The organism is Candidatus Phytoplasma sp. AldY-WA1, from assembly GCF_020312115.2.
Lineage (GTDB): Bacteria > Bacillota_I > Bacilli_A > Acholeplasmatales > Acholeplasmataceae > Phytoplasma > Phytoplasma vitis.
In genome coordinates this window covers 1-15236 of sequence record NZ_JAHRHX020000019.1, presented here as the reverse complement: position 1 = coordinate 15236, position 15236 = coordinate 1, and the positions used below count along the sequence as shown (strand labels likewise).

The 15236-nt window shown below is 23.5% G+C and carries 20 protein-coding genes and 1 pseudogene; all 21 read left to right on the top strand.

Annotated features, from left to right (window positions below; translation table 11 throughout):
• Nucleotides 1-429 (top strand): hypothetical protein (locus KTO59_RS02425; protein ID WP_284928441.1); only part of this gene is annotated, 429 nt, incomplete at its 5' end.
• Between the two features lie 412 nt (nt 430-841).
• Nucleotides 842-1144, top strand: coding sequence for a single-stranded DNA-binding protein (locus KTO59_RS02420; protein ID WP_284928440.1), 303 nt, complete (start codon nt 842-844; stop codon nt 1142-1144).
• A gap of 279 nt (nt 1145-1423) precedes the next feature.
• Nucleotides 1424-1540, top strand: a pseudogene (locus tag KTO59_RS04560) (hypothetical protein); the annotation flags it as partial.
• A 308-nt stretch (nt 1541-1848) separates the two neighbouring features.
• Complete coding sequence (locus KTO59_RS02410) at nt 1849-2076, top strand: DUF2963 domain-containing protein (protein ID WP_284928439.1); 228 nt, start codon at nt 1849-1851, stop codon at nt 2074-2076.
• A 149-nt stretch (nt 2077-2225) separates the two neighbouring features.
• Nucleotides 2226-2480 carry a hypothetical protein gene (locus KTO59_RS02405; RefSeq protein ID WP_284928438.1) on the top strand — a complete coding sequence of 85 codons (255 nt, stop codon included), beginning with the start codon at nt 2226-2228 and terminating at the stop codon, nt 2478-2480.
• Nucleotides 2481-2586: 106 nt separating this feature from the next.
• Entirely contained in the window at nt 2587-2841 is a 255-nt protein-coding gene (locus KTO59_RS02400; RefSeq protein ID WP_284928437.1) for a DUF2963 domain-containing protein, read from the top strand.
• 29 nt (nt 2842-2870) lie between these two features.
• Entirely contained in the window at nt 2871-3224 is a 354-nt protein-coding gene (locus tag KTO59_RS02395) for a DUF2963 domain-containing protein (RefSeq protein ID WP_284928435.1), read from the top strand.
• Nucleotides 3217-3585 carry a DUF2963 domain-containing protein gene (locus KTO59_RS02390; protein ID WP_284928434.1) on the top strand — a complete coding sequence of 123 codons (369 nt, stop codon included), beginning with the start codon at nt 3217-3219 and terminating at the stop codon, nt 3583-3585. The genes KTO59_RS02395 and KTO59_RS02390 overlap by 8 nt, the downstream gene beginning before the upstream one ends.
• A gap of 33 nt (nt 3586-3618) precedes the next feature.
• Nucleotides 3619-3999 (top strand): DUF2963 domain-containing protein, encoded by a 381-nt coding sequence (locus tag KTO59_RS02385; protein ID WP_284928433.1) that lies wholly within the window; start codon nt 3619-3621, stop codon nt 3997-3999.
• A gap of 397 nt (nt 4000-4396) precedes the next feature.
• The gene (locus KTO59_RS04555) at nt 4397-4504 is read left to right on the top strand and encodes a DUF2963 domain-containing protein (RefSeq protein ID WP_445083515.1); all 108 of its coding nucleotides are present in this window, start codon (nt 4397-4399) and stop codon (nt 4502-4504) included.
• 103 nt (nt 4505-4607) lie between these two features.
• Complete coding sequence (locus tag KTO59_RS04550; protein ID WP_445083514.1) at nt 4608-4748, top strand: DUF2963 domain-containing protein; 141 nt, start codon at nt 4608-4610, stop codon at nt 4746-4748.
• Nucleotides 4749-6034: 1286 nt separating this feature from the next.
• The gene (locus KTO59_RS02380; RefSeq protein ID WP_284928432.1) at nt 6035-6232 is read left to right on the top strand and encodes a hypothetical protein; all 198 of its coding nucleotides are present in this window, start codon (nt 6035-6037) and stop codon (nt 6230-6232) included.
• A 46-nt stretch (nt 6233-6278) separates the two neighbouring features.
• Complete coding sequence (locus KTO59_RS02375) at nt 6279-7493, top strand: AAA family ATPase (protein WP_284928431.1); 1215 nt, start codon at nt 6279-6281, stop codon at nt 7491-7493.
• A 170-nt stretch (nt 7494-7663) separates the two neighbouring features.
• Complete coding sequence (locus KTO59_RS02370) at nt 7664-9217, top strand: hypothetical protein (protein WP_284928430.1); 1554 nt, start codon at nt 7664-7666, stop codon at nt 9215-9217.
• Nucleotides 9218-9305: 88 nt separating this feature from the next.
• Nucleotides 9306-9929 carry a hypothetical protein gene (locus tag KTO59_RS02365; protein WP_284928429.1) on the top strand — a complete coding sequence of 208 codons (624 nt, stop codon included), beginning with the start codon at nt 9306-9308 and terminating at the stop codon, nt 9927-9929.
• Between the two features lie 204 nt (nt 9930-10133).
• Nucleotides 10134-11615 (top strand): DUF2963 domain-containing protein, encoded by a 1482-nt coding sequence (locus KTO59_RS02360; RefSeq protein ID WP_284928428.1) that lies wholly within the window; start codon nt 10134-10136, stop codon nt 11613-11615.
• 204 nt (nt 11616-11819) lie between these two features.
• A complete protein-coding gene (locus KTO59_RS02355; protein ID WP_284928427.1) occupies nt 11820-11942 on the top strand; it encodes a hypothetical protein in 123 nt (40 codons plus the stop codon).
• A 1089-nt stretch (nt 11943-13031) separates the two neighbouring features.
• Nucleotides 13032-13721 (top strand): DUF2963 domain-containing protein, encoded by a 690-nt coding sequence (locus KTO59_RS02350; protein ID WP_284928426.1) that lies wholly within the window; start codon nt 13032-13034, stop codon nt 13719-13721.
• Between the two features lie 225 nt (nt 13722-13946).
• The gene (locus KTO59_RS02345; protein WP_284928425.1) at nt 13947-14153 is read left to right on the top strand and encodes a hypothetical protein; all 207 of its coding nucleotides are present in this window, start codon (nt 13947-13949) and stop codon (nt 14151-14153) included.
• A complete protein-coding gene (locus KTO59_RS02340; protein ID WP_284928424.1) occupies nt 14146-14526 on the top strand; it encodes a hypothetical protein in 381 nt (126 codons plus the stop codon). Before KTO59_RS02345 ends, KTO59_RS02340 begins: the two co-directional genes overlap by 8 nt.
• On the top strand, nt 14523-15080 hold the full coding sequence (locus tag KTO59_RS02335; protein ID WP_284928423.1) for a hypothetical protein: 558 nt from the start codon (nt 14523-14525) through the stop codon (nt 15078-15080). The genes KTO59_RS02340 and KTO59_RS02335 overlap by 4 nt, the downstream gene beginning before the upstream one ends.
• Nucleotides 15081-15236: the final 156 nt, after the last annotated feature.

The window sequence follows — 15236 nt, the reverse complement described above, 5'->3', positions numbered from 1 at the left end:
GGAGAAACAAAAATTATGGAAGAACAAAACAATAAATTAATTGACAAATTAATAAAAAATCAATCGTCAATTGTTTTAAATACGAATTTATTTTTAACTATTAATAATTTGTTTTTAACATTTTGCGATTTTCAATTAGCATCAATAATTAATTCTATTATTTTAATTATTGCAAACTTTTTATTTGTTGTAATTTTAATAATTTATAATATAAAAAATCGAAAAAAATCAGAATTTGCTTATTTATTATCATATGATTTTATATTAAATATGAATTTAATTTTTATCATTGTTAATTGTATTACATTACTTTGTGATTTTAAATTAACGTTAATAATTAATTCTATTATTGCAATTATTACAAACTTTGTTTTTTTTACGTGTCGATTGATTAACGATATAAAAAATAAAAATAAACAAGACTATTAAAACAAAATAAAAAATCACGTCCTGAATACGACGTTAAAATTGTTCGAAATTTTAAATAACACATATTTCGTTTTTTGAATTTCAATATAATTTGGCAAAAAAAGAAACCTAGATAGTTTATAAAAAATAAAATTATTATTTCGATTGTTATAAACATGTTATATCCTCCTTTCAAGTATATTAAACAAAAACAAAACAAACCACTATCTAGGTTTTCTTTTTTATAAAAATTATTAAAAATAAAAAAACAATTATTAATATTAAAAAATGATTAATAATAAAAACTTTAAAATAAAAAGTAAAATAAGATTCCGAAATAATTAAATAATACAGTCTTTCATTACTACGTTTTAAAATTTTTATCTATTAATTATTTTTTTATATATACAAAAAAAGAAAGGAACATTAAATAATGTTAAATACAGTAAATTTACAAGGTCGAATATGTCAAGAATTAAAATTAAAATATGTTGATTATCAAGGACAATCATTTGCAACATTATCATTTCAATTAGCAGTTCAAACTGGTAAAAAAGGTAAAGATGATAAAAATGAAGCTAATTTCATTGATTGTCAAATAACTGGAAAAACAGCTGAAAACTTAGCAAAATACCAAACTAAAGGTAGTCAAATAATTGTAAGTGGTTCATTAATTCGTCAAACTTGGAAAGATAAAGAAGATAAATATCAAACAAGATACCTTTGTCAAAGTTAATGCTGCATATTTTGTGATTCAAAAAAGACACAACTAAACTAATTGACAAATTAGAAGACGATCAATTACCATTTTAAAATAAAAAAATCAAAAAGAAAGGAATAATTATAATGACAAAAAGAATTAATTACAAAGATTGCTATTAAAACGGATCAAACGATTGATTTTACAACTAGATTTTCAATGATATCATAGATGTATTAATTGAATGTATCACAAACAACGAAGAAGTTGTTTTATCACCAAAAATAGGTAAATTTGTACTAAAAACGAGCTGAACGTACAATCAAAAGAATTACGGATCAAAAAGTGATTACAATTCCACCAAAAACAGCAATGACATTTAAACCTTCTAAAACAATCAAAGACATAGTCAAAGAACTTGAATTAGAATAAAATAAAAATGACTTTCAACAGTCATTTACATTAAACAAAATAGTTGTTTTTTAAGCAACTATTTTTATTTTTCGAAAAATAAAAAAAAAACAAATAAAGAAAATTAATCATGTGAATTATTTAATTTACTTTTATTTTTTTTTATATTCTATTTTTATTCAAATTTTTCATGGTAAACAAATTGACGATTTAAACAAAATTAAAAATTTAAACGACAAATTAAAAACAAACATAAAAGACGACATAAAGTCATTAAAAAAATTAAAAATAATCAAAATTTTAAAATCAAAAAGAAAGGAATAAAACTTATGAAAACAAACAAAACCGAATATAAGGTTATTAAAGAATATAATAATAACGGTCAATTAATTAGACAAATAAATTATCGTTCTGATGGTCGACGTATTTATCGTATTGATGAATTCAATAAAAATAAAAATAATCAAAAGATATATTATCTTTATGATGGTAAAACTATTTTTAAAACTGAAGAATTCAACGAAAACAGTAAATTAATTAAAGAAATAATTATGTAAAAATAAAAATTAAACAAAAAAGAAAGGAATAAAAATTATGAAAAACAAAACAAAAACAAATAAAATTAATCATTAAAGATGAAAACGGAATATTATCTAGTCATTCTTATATTTTAGGTGGTGATTTTGAATTAAATAATACATATGGAATGTTTGATATTTTACATGAATTAGATGAAACTTTCGATCATCTTTATTATGATGCAAACTTAAATGAAATTGAAATTATAACTTCGAATCCTGAATTAATAAAAGAAATTAAAGCTAAATTTGACATAATTATTGATAATATTATAAAAATTTCTAAACTTATTCACGAAGCTAAAAATTTAGTTGCTGACACTGACGAATTAATCGGTGAAATTTATGAAAAATATGAAGACAACATCGAAGAAAACGATTAATACAAACGTTGATTTTTAACAATAAAAACTAACATAAAAAAAGACTTACATATATGAGTCTTTTTTTATTTTAAACAATCTAAATAAATAAAGAAAGGAAAATAATATGAAAATTATAAACAAAACTGATGAATACGGACATAAAATCATTGAAGAACTTGATAAAAATGGAAAAATAATCAAAACAACATTCTACGAAAATGATGGTAAAACTTTAAAAGCAATTATAGAATATAACAAAAATAAAAAATTTGCTACAGCAACGTTTTATCGACCTGATGGTAGAATTATTCAAATTGAAGAATACACTGAAAAAAATGGAAAATTAATTAGTGAAACAATTTATGATGATAAAAAATAAAATAAATAAAGAAAGAAGAGATAAAAATTATGAAAAAAACTATAAAATTATACATTGATGAAAATGAATACAAAATCGTTCAAGAATATACTGATTACAGTGAAAAATTCTATAAAAATGGTAAATTAGTTAAAATAACACACTATTATAACGATAATCAAACTATCCATTACATCGAAGAATACAACGAAAACGAAAAATTAGTTAAAGAAATAACCTATCAAGATGATGGTGAAACTGTTGATTGGATCGATGAATACAAAGAAAATGGAATATTAATTAGAAGTATAATCTATGAAGATGACGGTAAAACTATTTCGTCAATCGAAGAATACGACAAAGACGACTATTTCTACGACGAAGACGATGATGACGATGAATAATAAACAAATATTTTATCGTTCCGATAAAACCATCGATCACATCAACGAATTCAATGAAAACAAAAAATTAATTACAAAAATATTATATCATGAAGACGATGAAACTGTTAAAAGAATTATACAATTTGATAATGAAAAAATAATTAAAGCAATAGGTTATCAATTTGATGGCAAAACTATTAAATTCATTAACGAATATAATAAAAATGAAAAATTAATTAAATTAATATTTTATCGAAACGATGGTATAACTATTGATTTCGTCAACGAATACGATAAAAATGGCAAAAAAATCAAAAAAACAACCTATCATCCTGATGGAATTGAAACCATAACAAAATATAATTCTTATAAAAAATAATTCAAATAAATAAAGAAAGAAGAGATAAAAATTATGAAAACAAACATAAAAACATACACCGATGAATACGGACACAAAATCGTTAAAGAATACAACGAACATGAAAAATTAGTTAAAACTACAATATATTATCGTTCCGACAACCAAACTATCAAACAAATTTGCGAATACAACGAAAACGAAAAATTAGTTAAAAGAATATACTATGGATATGATGGTAAAACTATTTTATCAACTTACGAATACAACGAAAACGAAAAATTAGTTAAACAAACAGTTTATTACGATGATGGTAAAACTATCGAAGAAATTACTGACTACAATGAAAATGAAAAAGTAATTAATCAAATATACTACAATCGTAATGGAACTATCAATCATATCAACGAATACAATCAAAACGAAAAATTTTAGTTAAAAACAACATATTTTGATGAAGGTAATATTTTTTTTATTGAAGAATATGATGATTATAATAATTTTAATTAAAAATAGCGATCACAACGATAAATCTATTAAATCCTTTATGTCAATATAATAAAGGAAATTTAACAAAAGAATAGAATATTTTAATGATAATAAAACTGTTTCATTAATTGATGAATTATTTGAAACAAAAAATTAATTAAAAGAACAAAATATTGGGTATGATGGAACTATTAATTTATTGAATAATAATAATTAATACGAACAACATTAAAAACATTTTGCAATAGTGATGACGTTGGCTGCAAACAATTCAAAAAATTATAAATTCACAAAGTGGAAAAATAGTTAAAGAAATACATTATCAACTTGATGGTGGCAAACCATTAATTTTATTAATGATTACGACAATAACGAAAAATTAGTAAAAACATACTATCGAACTGATAATAAAACTATTTTTACAATCAACGAATACAACGAAACGATTTAGTACAGAAACGTTCTATCATCAAGACGGTCGAACTATTGGCAGTTGAAGAATTTAACGAAGTTGGTAAAATTAAAAAAAAAATATACTATCAAGATGATGGTATATAGCTATTTGGTGGATCGACGAATACAACGAAAACGAAAAATCAGTTAAAAGAACAAAACACGACGACAATGGAACTGTTGAAACCATCGTAGAATACAATCCTGATAAAATGATTGGTGAAACCATTACGAAATACTGATTTGATGGAACAATAAAAGAAAGAAAATTAAAAATCACGACCTTGGTTATATCTCCCGTTATGTCGTAAAACTGACAAAATAACACGACCTTGTCATAGTCGTAAACTGACAATTAAGAACAATTAAATTGTTCTTTTTATTTATAAATAAAATTCAAAGAAAGGAAAAATATGGAAAAAAATACTGTAAAGATATAGAAAGTAATTCTACGAAAATTACAAATGATTACTAATATATTTGTAATTATGTTTTGCATGAGTCTATTTATAATGTCATTATCTGTAATTAGTTATTTTTCAAAACTGATGAAACTAAAACAGCTGAAACAACTGCAACTACAAAATCAGCAAAAACTGAAAGACAAAAAAGATGAAACTGCAAAACTGACAAAAAAGATGAAGCTGCAAAACTGACAATAAAAGATGAATCATCTAAACCAGTTGACGAACGTGAAAAATATTCAGGAAAAAAAGGACCAAGTTCAGATATATAATATAAAAATATAAATCTATTAAAGAATAATCATTAGTTATTTCAAAAACTAAAATTCAAAAGAAAGGAGAAAATCATGGAAAACATCAAAAATAAAAAATCAAAAAGATGAATAAGATTTATTTAGGTTTTCACTATTTATATTTGTAATTTTAATTTTCAGCTGGTAGTATTTTCGCATTAAACCATTTCTTCCACTCAAAAAGACGCCTAGAAAAGTAGACTTTTGAAACTAATTTTACTTCAAAATTCAATTATCGAACGAATTGCAAATAATAGCAATAATTTAGATAAAAAATTACTATTAATCAGTGTATTTATTAGTTAATAAATATGTTCCAATACATATTAAAATTCAACATGAAGCTAATTTAGACTTAAATGGATGCATGTAGATGTACGTTATTCTTGGAAATTAACTACTGGTTTGATAATGATATAGTTAGAAATTCAACAATAAAGTAAAAGTTGAATGTATTGCTGCTGATGGTAAAACAGAATATACTGATAGTAGTACAAGACCGCAATTAAAAACTGTAAATGGTACAACTAAAGCTATTATCGACTACACTATTCAACAAAACAAATATCATGACAAAACAAGCACAATCTAATTTCAAAATACGAATTAGTTGATAAAAATGGTAATGCTTATGGTGGTGGTACGACAATTGCTACTAAAATTACTCAAACTGCATAATTATAACATTTTAAAAAACTAAACCACTATTAAAATAGTGGTTTTTTTTATTTTAATAAAATTTTAAAAATCAAAAAAAGAAAGGAATTAATCATGTCAGACATTATTTTAGGTATTTCATCATTTATATTATTTTCTATATACAATTACTCTATATTCTATTGTTTATTTCCACAAATTATTTCTCATGGTAAACAAATTAACGATTTAAACGAACAAATTAAAAATTTAAACGAACAAATTAAAAAACAAAACATAAAAGACGACATAAAAGTCATTAAAAAAGATTAAAAAATAATCAAAATTTTAAAAATTAAAAAAGAAAGGAATGAATATCATGGTAATTAAAAAAGAACCAATTAAAAAAGAAACAATAATAACTGAAACAAAACCAAAATCAAAATTTTTACATTATTTTAGTTTTCTATTATTCTTCAGCATTTGCGTTATGTCAATTTTCATTTACATACATCACGATGCAATCACTAATGATGGAATAAATAACTCGAAAAAATTAAAAATGTTTGAAAATCAAATTAATGATTTAGAAAAGAAAAATAAGACACAATCAAATCAACCATTATCAGCAAATGGTACATCAGTCGGACCTGATGCAAATTTAGCACAAGCAGGTGAAGAAGATGACGCACCGTACAAATTCGTACCAGCTAATCCAAATAAATTCTTATCATTCGACAAACTAATCGGATTTAAAGAAGAATTAACAGCATGTGATGGATTCTTAGACTATTTAAAAAATAAATCAAATTATGAAGGAATCGGAGATGTCGAAGCACCGTTAGGAATCTTAATGTATGGATGTCCTGGTACTGGTAAAACAACATTAGCTCGAGCATTAGCAAAAGAGACTAAATTACCGTTTTTCGAAGTAAGCAGTTCTATCTTCTCTCAAAAATATAAAGGACTTGCACCGCAAATGGTTCAAGACTTATTTGCAGCAGCAAGAAAAGAAGCTGAAGCTAAAGAAAATAACGGAGCAATTATATTTTTAGACGAATGTGAAACTATTTTTACTGATTTAGGTTCACTTGAAGCTGGTTCCGAAATTGCAAACGTCGTTAACCAATTCAAAACTGAAATGACATCAACTGAAAACAATCCAAACAAACCAATCTTTGTCATCGGTGCAACTAATCATATCGAACAAATCGACGAAGCTATTAAATCAAGATTTACATACAATATCGAAGTTAAACCAGGAAATAGAGAAGAACGTCAAAAAATGTTAAAATTCTTAATTGAAAAACGTAAAAATCCATACTGTGTTGATTCGAAAAATTACTTATTCAACGTCATTAACGAATCATTAGAACGTTTGCCACAAGACCAAGAATTTTTAAAAGCAAATCGTACACTCGAAAACCTTTTAAAAACAACAGTCAGTGTATTCGCAAGAAACCGCGGAACTGGTGAAGATAAAAGAAAAGCAATTCAAAAAGAAGATTTGCAACAAGCATACAAGATGATAATTTCACCAAACATTGACATTTTAAACCAAATAGAAAAAGATTTAACATCTCAATCTAAATAATTTTACTATATTCCGTAGTTGTTTTTTTTAAAAAACAACTACGCAATTCAAAACCAAGAGAAGCACAAAAACAAAAAACTAAGGACTGCGAAAGCAATTATAAAAAACAAACTAAATAAAAAAATCATACTAATTTTAAAAAAAAATCAAACAAGAAAGGAAAATTAAACATGATTTCAATAACAATGTTATTTTTTAAATATTATAAACAAATAATACTACTTATATCAATTATACCTATTATATTTCTAATTTATGGAATGTATAAATTTTCATTAAAGAAAATTATTATTTCAATTGCAATAATAATTGTATTATTATGTGCTTTTTTCTATCTAACCAAAAGAGAACCATCTTCAAAATACGCAGCTAAAACAGTAATTCATTTAGATGAAAAACTTAAGCAATACGATAATCTTTTAACCAATTACGATGGTTTAAATACAAAACTATATGACGAAGCAAAAAAACTTGAAGCTGAAATAAAAGAAGATAAAGAAGCACTTAATTTAACTAAAGAAGAAAAAGAAAAAATCGAAAAAAAATTAGAAGATAACAAAAATAAAATTAAAGAAATTAGAGACAAATATGACAATGTCGAACAAAACATTTGTATTTTAAACGGTCAACTAATTGACTTAAAAAAACGACAAGAAGATAAAGAAAAAGAAATAAAACAAAAAGAAGAACAATTAGCTAAAGAAGAAGACGAAGAAGTACGTAAACAATTAAAAAAAGAAATTGAAGATTTACAAACTAAACATATGGAAATTATCAAACAAATAGTTGAAGTAGAAAGAAAAATTGCCGATCTTGAAGCTGACAAAGATATGTATACCGAAATGTTAAATAGAGCTAAAGAAAACAAAAAAGAATTAGAACAAGATTACAAAGATTTATCAATTAATGAAAAAAAATTATTTGATCAAATTAAAGATACCGATAAACGTTTAAAACAAATTGAAGCTCAAATCGAAGAAAATAAAACTGAAATGAAAAAAATAGACGATAAATTAGCTGAAATTGAAATTGAACGTCAAATGGCAGAAGCATGTAAACGTGCATGGGATACCCACGAACAAAAAAACAAATTTAGTTTTGGTTTATTATGTAGTACAATAATGGATGGTGCTAATTTATATGTTGATACTATAACTGGCAGAGCATTATTAAAAACTGCTGGAAATACAACTAAACAATTTTCTAATTTTCTTTCAACAACAACATTAACTCTTCATGAAACACATAACATAATTAACAAAATAAAACAAAATTATTATAATGAAGATGGAACTCCACAAATGATGAGTAAAGAAACTTATGATTCTGTTTGTGCTAGAACTGAACGTGATCTTGAAAAATATGAAGGGAAATACAAAGAATGTAAAGCTAAAGGTGATAAATTATTAGAAGATCAAAATCCAGACAATTTACAACAATTAATGGATAATTCACAAATTCAAAGAGAAAATATCAAAGAGAGACGTAGCTTAAAACTTAATGCATATGCAAATACTATCAGAACACTTATAAAAGAATTAAATAAAACAACTAACCTAAAAATACAAGAACAATTAAAAAAACAATTAGAAGAACAACAAACACAATATAACGAATTAATTGAAGCAAACAAAAATCAATTAAAACAAAAATCACCAAACTTTAATGCAAGAAACAACCATTTTAATAACATGAGATACGTACGCCATGGAATTAAAATATAATCACTAAAAAAATAAATTATATGACTTTAATTATATAATTTATTTATAATGTTTTATATATATTAAAAAAGAAAAAAAGGAAAAAAATATGAATTCAAAAGAAAGAAACATTTTATTATTTATTATTATATCTATAATTTTTATTGGAATTGGTTTTTATATATTAAAACCAAAAAATAATTTTTCAACAACTAATATTGAAGAAAATACAAAACAACAAACCGAATCAACTCCAATCGAAAAATCAAAAGAAGTTGAAACACCAAAACCTGAAATAGAACCCAAAATTCCTATTTCACAAACTAGATTTGATGAAATAAAAAATTACATTTTATCATTAGATGACAATTTATTACCAAAAAATCTAAATCCAACTGAAAAAACTAAAATTGAAGAAATAAGAACAACAAAGAAATCGATATTACAAAGACGTTCAGGAAAAATTAAAGACAAACAAAAAGAAATTGATGATTACAATGATAAATTAAATAAAATTGAAAACAAAAAAAATGAATTAAAAAAACAACAACAAACACCAAATATTGAAAATGAAATTGCCGATCTTGAAGCTGACAAAGATATGTATACCGAAATGTTAAATAGAGCTAAAGAAAACAAAAAAGAATTAGAACAAGATTATAAAGATTTATCGGTTAGTGATGAAAAAATTACAATTATACAATTAAACAAAATTTATCAAATCACTAACTAATTTAAAAGATTTTCAAATAGAAAGTCTTTTTTTATTAACAGCTGTTTTTCAAAACAGCTGTTTTTTTTTACTATAAATAGACAAAAAAACAACAAGGAAACAACAAAAAAAATAAAAAAAAAAAAAAAACGCCAAGGCAATTAAAAGAATAAACTAAATTACAAAATTAAAAAAAATTAAAAAAAGGAGATCAATATATATGTCATGAATTATAAAATAAAGTTATTCTTTGTCAATTGTATTTTATTAAGTTGTTTATCTTTAATTATCATCAAAGCAATACTTAATTATTTTTATAATTATAAACAAGAAACAATTAGCTTTTTCGATCAAGACGAATACGAACAAGAATGGTTGCGTACACAATCATGTCTAAAAAGGTATGATTACAATGTTTTTAATAATAATGAAATTATTGAAATTTTAAAAATGAATGACAATAATAATTATTATTTTAGTAGTTATTTTGATTTAAATCATCCAGGTTATAATGATAATAATTCTCAAAGATTAGGTCTATTTTATTTTAAAGATTCACCGAAAGGATTAATCACTGTTTATTTTAAATATCGTGATAATCCTTTTAACAAAAAATATCCAACTGGTGATAACAAATACACACTTGATGATTTATTAAAATATGAAATTTGTATCGAAGAAGCACACATTTTTTGGAACGCAAATCAAAAAGAAATAGATCCAAATCTTAATATTCATCAACAAATTTTCACAATTTATCCCGATCAAAATAACGATGATTTCAAAAAAGAATTGATTCAAAATTATTTATATGATAATAAAATTATTGAAAATAAAAGGTTTGTTGATTTAAATTGTTATAATACTGCCTTTGACACCGAAATTGCTATGCCATTCAAATCAAGTATATACGAAAACAAAAAAATACAACCTATTGCAACAATAGACCTTATTATAAATATCGCAACTATTAAAAATAATTTAAAAATAAGTAAAATAAAATTTAATAATTTTATTGAAGAGGATGGTTGTATAAGACGTTTATTAAAAGCAGACACGCAATTAACAAACGAAATTGAATATTTAGACAATAAAGTAAAAAGAATGTTACCAATTGAAGCCGTTTATTTTGACAACGGAATTCGTTATGCTGATTCAAATATAGAAATTAACGATTTACTTAAATTATCTAACGGCGCAAAAAACGTTTATTTATTTCAATTTGAATATAGTCAAATTAGATTTTGTCATTCCGATAGTGGAGCCACGAAATTGGCTTTGGAATATAACGATAACAATCAACAAATTAAAAATATAGGTTTTTATGGAGACAACAAACGTATTTCGTTCATCGACGAATACAACAAAACTGGTTGGAAAACTAATATGATATTAAACTTTTATAACGATGACGGCCGAATATATCAACAAACACACTACTATAACGACGGTCACACTATCAAACAAAACAACTCATATAACAAAAATGAAATATTAATTAAAGAAATAATTTATGGAAACTACGGCAAAATTATCACACAAATTAACGAATACAACGAAAACGGCCAAAAAACTAAAGAAACAGAATACAACCCCGACGGTCGAACTATTAAACAAATTCAAGAATATAATGAAGATGAAAAATTAATTAAAAAAATGTATTATATGCCTGAAAATAAAACAATCAAACAAATTGAAACCAAATAAAATAAACAATCATTCAACACAAAAATAGCAAAATAAATCATAAAAACATAAAAAATAACACAACCAACCAAAAGACGCCAATCGGTGTCTTTTTTTATCAAAAATCGTCCTAAATACGATATAAAACTATTTAATTAAATAAAAAAATATATAATAATAATACATTTAATTTCAATTATTATTATTAGAAAGGAAACAAAATTTATGAATAATAATTTTTTCAAAAAACATTTGTTAACTATTATTATTATTATTATTATTATTATATTTATATCATATATAAATAAAAATAAAAATAATAACAATAAACAAAAATTGAATTACTAATTTTAGAACAAAAATCAAGATCCAATTTATGAAGAACAAAATAAAGATTCTCAATCATCTAAAAAATAATAAAAGTCATTCTCTCTATTTCATCTAATCCATATGAATCCATCCAAAAATGGAAAAAAAGATGAAAATATTTTTAACTAAAATAATAAAAGAATCGCCTTTCGAATGGAAAGACGGCGACGATTTCAATTCTAAACAGTTGAAACTGAAAATACAATTTACCATATAAGTTGTTTATCTGATTACAAAGAAAAATTAACGCAATGGAAAAATAACTGTTATATTAAACCAGGTGATTATTATAAACCTGAAGAAACACCAGATAAATTTGGTCGTTATTCACAAACTATTTATGATGAAAAACATAATGAATTATATTATAAATATACTAAACGTTGGCTTTTGATTTGTAGAACATTTATGATACTGATGGAAAAGCAATTTTTGACAGTGTTAAAACATCAGAACATTATTACAACGCAACACCACCACCATCAAAACCAGACGTTAATAAACCATTAACATAAAAACTTTATTTTTAAACATCGTTTTTAAAATTTAAACTTTTGTTTTAGAATTTTTATTTAACGTTCCACCAACCAAAAGACACCAAATCGGTGTCTTTTTATAAAAACACGACATAAAACTGTTTAATTAAATAAAAAATATATAATAAAAAATATATTCAATTTTATTATTATTATAAAGGAACAAAATTTATGAATAATAATTTTTTAAAAAACGTTCGATAATTATTATTATTATTTGTATAATAATTATTACAACTATTATATTTTTATATCGTAAAAGTAAAAAGAATAATGATAAACAAAAGTTGAATTACCAATTTTAGAACAAAAAATCAAGAACCAATTTATGAAGAACAAATAAAGAATCTCAATCATCTAAAAAAACAATAAAAGTCATTCTCCTTCTTCATCCAATCCATTTGAATCTATCCAAAATTGGAAAAAGATAAAACAATAATAATAAAATCACCTTTTAAATGGAAAATAGAAAACGATAATTACACCTTAACACAAACTGTCGAAACTGAAAATACAATTTATCATATAAGTTGTGATACGTTCAACTTACAAAGAAAAATTAGACCAATGGAAAGATAATTGTTATATTAAACCAGGTGACTATTATGATGCTGATGAAATAAGAGATAAATTTGGTCGTTATTCACAAACTATTTATGATGAAAAACATAACGAATTATATTATAAATATACTAAACGTTGGCTTTTTGATGATTGGAATATTTATGATAATTACGGAAAAGCAATTTTTAACTATATTGAAACATCAGAACATTATTACAACACAACAAAACCGCCACAAAGACCTACAACAAATTATGAATATAAAAATAGCAAAGTAATCAAAATAACAAACTATAATTCTAACAAAACCATCGATTTCGTCAACGAATTCAACGAAAACAAAAAATTAGTTAAACAAACACACTACCAACCCGACGGCAAAACTATCAAACAAATTAACGAATATACTGATAACGAAAAATTAATTAAAATAACACACTATTATCCTGACGGCCAAAATATTGATTCCATTAACGAATACAACAAAAACGAAAAATTAATCAAAAAAACATACTACCGAGGTGACGGCCGAACTATCGATTACATTAACGAATACAACGAAAACGGCCAAGAAATTAAAACAACACACTACCAAAATGATGGTCAAACTATCAATTGTATCACCGAATACAACCCCGACGGCACAATAAAAGAATAATCAACCAAAAAGACACCAATCGGTGTCTTTTTTTTATAAAAAAAACGACATAAAACCGTTTTACTAGAAAGGAAAAACAATTATGATAACTCAATTTTCAATTAAAAAAAATATCAAAATCAACAAAAAGGAACCAAACTATGAAAAATAAAAAAATAGAAAATACAAAATCAAATCAAAAAATAAGAAATATAGAATCAATTCATAAAAAAGAAGAACAATACCATGACTGATAAAATATCTACCATAATGACTATTATTAAATATTTTTTTATCACTATTTACACTGCAATAATATTCATTTTTATTTTACATTGGAAATATTATAAATGGCTTATCAACCAACTTAAAAAAGGTTTTTTTGCTATCCAATTACCAATGATTATCAATTTTTTAGACCAAAAAAACAAAGATACCAAATTAAATGATTAACCCTTTTTCATATCTATGGGATCTAATTGTTAAGTTTTGGTACGCTATTGTTTCTTTTCATAAAAATAATAGCAATGAATTAGGAATTTTTTTCTTATTATTTTATTGTATTCTTCTTTGCCCACCAGTTTTATATATCATTGATATTTTAATAAGTATCATTTTTAAAATTTTACAAGCTATTTTTTTAACTTTTTTAATCATTATTAATTGGTTTAAAAATCTTTTCAAACCTAAAATCTTTTATTTCATCGAAAACGACAAAAAGATCTTTTTTCAAAAAACAAAGAAAAATGAATTAATTTATCTTCGTACAGAAGAAATCAAACAAGACTCAAACAACCCAACGTCACCAGAAAGGAATGAACAATGAAAAACATTGAAAAAACCATCCGCAGCATTTTAACATCAAAAAATTTCACAAAAGATTTTTTTAAAACATTTGAAAAGGCAAAAAATGGGGGGATGTTTGGAATGTTAATTGAAGAATTAGTTTTTAAATATTTAAATAAGCATTTTAAAAATTTAATAATTGAACCGCAGGAAATTGAAAACAAAACTAATAGAAAAGTTGATTTTATAATTGATAATAATCATTTTTTTCAACTAAAAACAACTGATTTTAATAAAAATAGATTAAAAAGAAATATTTTATTTCTTGCTTCAGATTTCCCAAACGAACTTAATAAACAAATTAAGTATTATAATTCAAAAATTACAAATACAATTATTTTAGCATATGACAAAATCAATCAAAAAATATTTTATATTTTTTTATCTTATAATGATTTACTTTATACAAACAAAGTACAAATTAATGAAAGAAATAAATATTTTAATTTTATTACAACTAAAAAAATCATTATTGAATATGATTTTTTTATTAAAAAAATAGTATTATATTATAATTCACTAATTTTAAAATAATAAAAAAACCGTATTAATCTACAACCCAACGTCACCAGAAAGGACAAAACAATAAAATGCAAATAACATTAAATCAACGTACCAAAGCGTGCGAACTGCACCCCATTCCATCAACAATAATTAATTTTAATTATTAACTAAGTTTAACTGAATAAG

What these genes read in the sequence shown, in the direction of transcription:
- KTO59_RS02420 (WP_284928440.1), top strand. Translation starts at nt 842, where the DNA reads ATGTTAAATACAGTAAATTTACAAGGTCGAATATGTCAAGAATTAAAA.
- KTO59_RS02410 (WP_284928439.1), top strand. Translation starts at nt 1,849, where the DNA reads ATGAAAACAAACAAAACCGAATATAAGGTTATTAAAGAATATAATAAT.
- KTO59_RS02405 (WP_284928438.1), top strand. Translation starts at nt 2,226, where the DNA reads ATGTTTGATATTTTACATGAATTAGATGAAACTTTCGATCATCTTTAT.
- KTO59_RS02400 (WP_284928437.1), top strand. Translation starts at nt 2,587, where the DNA reads ATGAAAATTATAAACAAAACTGATGAATACGGACATAAAATCATTGAA.
- KTO59_RS02395 (WP_284928435.1), top strand. Translation starts at nt 2,871, where the DNA reads ATGAAAAAAACTATAAAATTATACATTGATGAAAATGAATACAAAATC.
- KTO59_RS02390 (WP_284928434.1), top strand. Translation starts at nt 3,217, where the DNA reads ATGAATAATAAACAAATATTTTATCGTTCCGATAAAACCATCGATCAC.
- KTO59_RS02385 (WP_284928433.1), top strand. Translation starts at nt 3,619, where the DNA reads ATGAAAACAAACATAAAAACATACACCGATGAATACGGACACAAAATC.
- KTO59_RS02380 (WP_284928432.1), top strand. Translation starts at nt 6,035, where the DNA reads ATGTCAGACATTATTTTAGGTATTTCATCATTTATATTATTTTCTATA.
- KTO59_RS02375 (WP_284928431.1), top strand. Translation starts at nt 6,279, where the DNA reads ATGGTAATTAAAAAAGAACCAATTAAAAAAGAAACAATAATAACTGAA.
- KTO59_RS02370 (WP_284928430.1), top strand. Translation starts at nt 7,664, where the DNA reads ATGATTTCAATAACAATGTTATTTTTTAAATATTATAAACAAATAATA.
- KTO59_RS02365 (WP_284928429.1), top strand. Translation starts at nt 9,306, where the DNA reads ATGAATTCAAAAGAAAGAAACATTTTATTATTTATTATTATATCTATA.
- KTO59_RS02360 (WP_284928428.1), top strand. Translation starts at nt 10,134, where the DNA reads ATGAATTATAAAATAAAGTTATTCTTTGTCAATTGTATTTTATTAAGT.
- KTO59_RS02355 (WP_284928427.1), top strand. Translation starts at nt 11,820, where the DNA reads ATGAATAATAATTTTTTCAAAAAACATTTGTTAACTATTATTATTATT.
- KTO59_RS02345 (WP_284928425.1), top strand. Translation starts at nt 13,947, where the DNA reads ATGACTGATAAAATATCTACCATAATGACTATTATTAAATATTTTTTT.
- KTO59_RS02340 (WP_284928424.1), top strand. Translation starts at nt 14,146, where the DNA reads ATGATTAACCCTTTTTCATATCTATGGGATCTAATTGTTAAGTTTTGG.
- KTO59_RS02335 (WP_284928423.1), top strand. Translation starts at nt 14,523, where the DNA reads ATGAAAAACATTGAAAAAACCATCCGCAGCATTTTAACATCAAAAAAT.